Origin of the sequence: Barnesiella sp. CU968, assembly GCF_905219685.1 — a bacterium.
GTDB lineage: Bacteria > Bacteroidota > Bacteroidia > Bacteroidales > Muribaculaceae > Lepagella > Lepagella muris_A.
Map to the genome: position 1 here is coordinate 1 of NZ_CAJMXD010000247.1, position 4,468 is coordinate 4,468.

Genomic DNA, 4,468 nt, shown 5'->3' on the forward strand with positions numbered 1-4,468 from the left:
AGCCAGCACAAATAGCAAATTGCCATCCAACTCTTGACCTCGAATTTGATTAACACTTTTTAAGAGACACTAGTGGTTTAAATACTTTTTATATGGCACTGATTTACACTCTGAAATCCACTGTCCGCACATTTCCGAGAACACTCTTCCGCGGCATAGGTCAGGTAATGTTTCAGGATTCCATGTGGACGGGAATCCTTTTCACCATCGGTATCTTCTGGGGAGCATATGAGGAAGGAATAGGAATTGTGGCGTGGGGATTGCTTTTAGGAGCCATCGTCTCGACATTGACCGGTTACATACTTCAGTTGCCCGACACTAAAGGAGGCCAGGGTCTGTGGGGATTCAACGGATGTCTTGTCGGATGCGCATTCCCTACATTTCTCGGAAATACGATCTGGATGTGGCTTGGACTAATATTATGTGCGGCAATGACTACATGGGTTCGTTCGGGACTCGACAATATATGGGAAAAATGGAAAATGTCCACATTTACATTCCCCTTTGTGCTTTGCACCTGGTTCTTCCTTTTGGCTGCACGTCTGTTCAACGGTATGCCGCCAATACACATGGGAACTCCGGAACTCCCTTTAGGGGCGCAGGAAGCTCTCGACATGCATTTTCTCGGTCTGGTGCAATATTGGCTTAAAGGGATAGCGCAGGTGTTCCTTATAAACTCATGGGTAACAGGCATTTTCTTCCTTGCAGCTCTTGCCGTAAGCAGCTTGAGAGCTACGATGTGGGCTGCCGTATCATCCGCAATCGCACTTCTGATCGTGATATTATGGAGAGGACCAGGGGCGGATATAGCCAATGGTCTCTACGGATTCAGTGCTGTACTGACAGGCATCGCTCTCGGTGCTACATATTGCAACTATTCCTGGAAATCAGCAATATGGACAATAATAGGTATCATCTCCACTGTATTCATCCAGGCGGCAATGAATGCATTCTTCGCTCCTATGGGACTGCCTACGCTTACAGGTCCTTTCTGCCTGGCTACCTGGCTGTTTCTCTTACCCGCCTACTCATTCTTCCAGCCTAAACAGAACTGACAGCATATCTTTTAAGCAACTGCATCGATTTCGGGAAAATTACCTATACGAGCTTATGACAGACATCGCAAATATGAAAATGACACCAAGACACTATTACATTGTCTTTGTGGCATCTCTCGGACAAATGATCGGAACTTCTGTCGCGACACTCGCCGGAATCATTATTCCTATGTTGAATATAATCCTGCACCCGGAATTGTCCTCTTTCATGCAAGGACTTATCGGAGCAGCCGACCTGATAGGAATAATATTCGGTTCCGTGATATTCGGGCGGCTGAGCGACCGTTACGGTTATCTGTTCTTCTTCAGGTTCTGCCCGGCTCTTATACTTGTCGCCTCTATTGCCGGCATCTTGTTTCCTTCTGTAGCGACACTTACCATTTGTCTGTTTTTAATCGGCATGGGGATAGGTGGTGAATACAGCCTTGACTCTGATTATATATCGGAGCTGATGCCTGCGCGTTATAGATCTCTGATGGTCGGAGTGGCAAAGGCGGGATGCGCGCTGGGCAATATACTTGTAGCCGCAATATGCTTCGGTCTTCTGTCTTATTGGAAAAGTGCTGAATTATGGCCTGACCTTTTATGGATTGTGGCAATTACAGCGGCTCTTATGATTCTGCTACGGATCAGATTCTACCAAAGCCCGAAATGGCTTATGGACAAAGGTCGTGTGACAGATGCCGAGGAAGCTGCAAGAAAATTCTTCGGTCCCGATGCCTCGATAGCCTGTGATTCCGATGCAGGTAGTCATGACAGACCTGACACGAAAATTTCGATGCCAAGATTCATAATGGAGAATTGGAGGAAGGTGGTGCTAAGCGGCATTCCCTGGGCATGCGAAGGTATGGGAGTCTACGGAATCGGTGTGTTTCTTCCGATTCTCGTGATGGCACTCGGACTGGAACACTTTTCGCCTGGAGAGAATCCCATATTGCATGTAACCGATTCAGTAAGAATCACCTTGTGGATCAGCTGCATTATCCTGCCTGGATTCTTAATCGGTCTTTATCTGATCAACAGAAAACATAATATCGTCAATATCCAGACCCGGGGATTCTGGATGTGTGCCCTGGCTCTTGGAATATTGCTGCTGTCATATCATTTCAGCTGGAACAAATGGATATCCATAGGATCATTCATGGCTTTTGAACTGTTTCTCAATATCGGTCCACACCTTATAACCTATGTACTTCCGCCAACGATATATCCCGTGGACAGCCGGGGGCAGGGTGTCGGCATAGCAGCTTCAATCGGAAAAATCGGAGCAGTGGCGGGTGTGTTCGTAATTCCGGTATTGTTGAAATCCGGTGGAGCGGCAACTGTATTGGCGGTTTCTGCCATTGTGATGGCAGTCGGCGCATTGGTCACCAAAGGTTTCTCGAAGGCATCTGATTTGAATAGCGGCACCTGAGACGCTCTATAAGACGCGACATGTCGCGTGTGAACCTGAATCCGGTCCATACTCCCGTGTTCATCGTGATCACCCAGCATTCTCCATCCGGGAAACGCTCAATCAGAGCATGTGCCGACGACAATGTTCCGCTACGGCTCCATTTGCCGTTCACATCAGATTCAGTCCAGCCAAGACAGACTTTTTCATCATCCTCATGTGCTGTCATCAGGTTCACGCTTGATGATGTGAGAACATCGGGAACTCCCGGATTGCCGTCAATTGAAGCTACAAGACGACACAATGATGCCGCCGACGCACACCAGCCACCGGCTCCCATCAAGGCGTTGATATTAGCACCTCCATAACAGCGGTCAACCATCTTCGAGGGAGTATTGAAATCCTCTACAAGCTCGGCATCAGGCGAATAATACTTCACCTCCCGCAAATTTCTCTCATCATAATAGTTTGTGGCTGGCATAAACCCGTAGGCACCCGCCGGCTCAAGAATATTGTTGGAGACAAAATCCCAATATCCCTGCCCCGAGACTTTCTCTATGACAAGTGAAAGAAGCATATATCCGAAATTGGAATACCTTCTTCCCTTTCCCGGATGAAAACCGAGTCTGCGTCCCAGCACAATCTTTACAAGATCCTGATTACTCGGAGCCTCTGTCAATTGCTTCGCTTTCTTCAGTTCCACTGTATTGAACATCGGATCTCCCGCTCCAAGAGTAAAACCTCCCTGATGTTTAAGAAGGTCTTCCACAGTTATTTCCCTGACTCTCGGATCATGAATCGCATCCGTAAAATCCCGGCTGTTCAGGATTCCCTGCTCCCCGAACACAAGGCTATGCAACGTAAGCCGCCTCTGCTCCACAAGTTTCATGATTGCCGATGCCGTTACAAGCTTGGAGGCTGAAGCTATCCTCATGATGGAATTTGCCTCCATTGTTTTTCCCATCTCCATGTCTGCCCAGCCGAAACCCTTGGCATATAACAGTGAGTCGTTTCTTGACATGGCAAGTGACATACCTTTTATATCCCACTTCGCCATAAAATGTTCTATCTCCCGCTCCATCGGCTGCAGCGGCACATAATCGGAAGAGGCATTGGAAAGCGTATCAATCCAGGTGTCTTCGGAAGAAGCGGCTGAAGCGTTTTCCATCCGCACATTTTTTCTGTCAGGTCTGAGAAAGCAAATTGCCGCAAAGGCGGTGATACAGAAACCTATTATATAGAATGTGGAATCCTTAATATTTTTTCTTTTCACGTTCAAACAATGATTGGTGTGCAAATTTAAGAATATTTTTTGGAATATGCGATTTCAAAAATTGTCGATTATTTATTAACTTTGCATCCCGTTATGAAATACGGATTTGACAACGACAAATATCTCAGAATACAATCTGAGCATATCAAAGAGAGAATTGCGAAGTTTGGTAACAAACTGTATCTTGAACTCGGCGGCAAACTTTTCGATGACCACCACGCCAGCCGTGTGCTCCCCGGCTTCCAGCCCGACAGCAAACTGAGAATGCTCAGCAACCTTGCAGACAAAGCTGAGATTATTATAGTAATCAGTGCCATTGATATCGAGAGAAACAAGGTCAGAGGCGACCTCGGCATCACATACGACATGGATGTGCTCCGGCTGCGTGAGGAATTCATGAAACGGGGATTCCTTGTCGGATCGGTAGTAATAACCCATTACAACGGACAAGCCAGTGCCGATGCTTTCCGCGAGAAGCTCAGCCGTATGAATATCACTTCATATTGCCATTACACAATCGAAGGTTATCCTAATAATGTCGCATTGATAGATTCTGACGAAGGTTTTGGCAAAAACGATTATGTGGTGACAAGCCGTCCGCTGGTTATCGTTACCGCACCCGGACCGGGAAGCGGTAAAATGGCGGTGTGTCTCAGCCAGCTTTATAACGAACATAAACACGGAGTCGAGGCGGGATATGCGAAATTCGAGACATTCCCTGTGTGGAATCTCCCACTCAAGCAT

The 4,468-nt window shown here is 47.0% G+C and carries 4 protein-coding genes; 3 read left to right on the forward strand and 1 reads right to left on the reverse strand.

Features of this window, described 5'->3' with window-relative positions; all coding sequences use genetic code 11:
• Nucleotides 1–92: 92 nt before the first annotated feature.
• Both JX312_RS09625 and JX312_RS09630 read left to right on the forward strand, forming a co-directional pair.
• The gene (locus tag JX312_RS09625; RefSeq protein WP_204457842.1) at nucleotides 93–1,055 is read left to right on the forward strand and encodes an urea transporter; all 963 of its coding nucleotides are present in this window, start codon (nucleotides 93–95) and stop codon (nucleotides 1,053–1,055) included.
• Nucleotides 1,056–1,128: 73 nt separating this feature from the next.
• Nucleotides 1,129–2,472 (forward strand): MFS transporter, encoded by a 1,344-nt coding sequence (locus JX312_RS09630; RefSeq protein WP_204457843.1) that lies wholly within the window; start codon nucleotides 1,129–1,131, stop codon nucleotides 2,470–2,472.
• Here JX312_RS09630 and JX312_RS09635 read toward each other — a convergent pair.
• Nucleotides 2,426–3,724 (reverse strand): serine hydrolase, encoded by a 1,299-nt coding sequence (locus JX312_RS09635; protein ID WP_124030449.1) that lies wholly within the window; start codon nucleotides 3,722–3,724, stop codon nucleotides 2,426–2,428. The two genes, JX312_RS09630 and JX312_RS09635, sit on opposite strands and share 47 nt — an antisense overlap.
• A gap of 93 nt (nucleotides 3,725–3,817) precedes the next feature.
• Between JX312_RS09635 and JX312_RS09640 the strand changes: the two genes are divergently transcribed.
• Nucleotides 3,818–4,468 (forward strand): DUF1846 domain-containing protein (locus tag JX312_RS09640; protein WP_204457844.1); only part of this gene is annotated, 651 nt, incomplete at its 3' end.

Excerpts from the sequence above, each read along its gene's own strand:
- JX312_RS09625 (WP_204457842.1), top strand. The coding sequence starts at position 93 with ATGGCACTGATTTACACTCTGAAATCCACTGTCCGCACATTTCCGAGA.
- JX312_RS09630 (WP_204457843.1), top strand. The coding sequence starts at position 1,129 with ATGAAAATGACACCAAGACACTATTACATTGTCTTTGTGGCATCTCTC.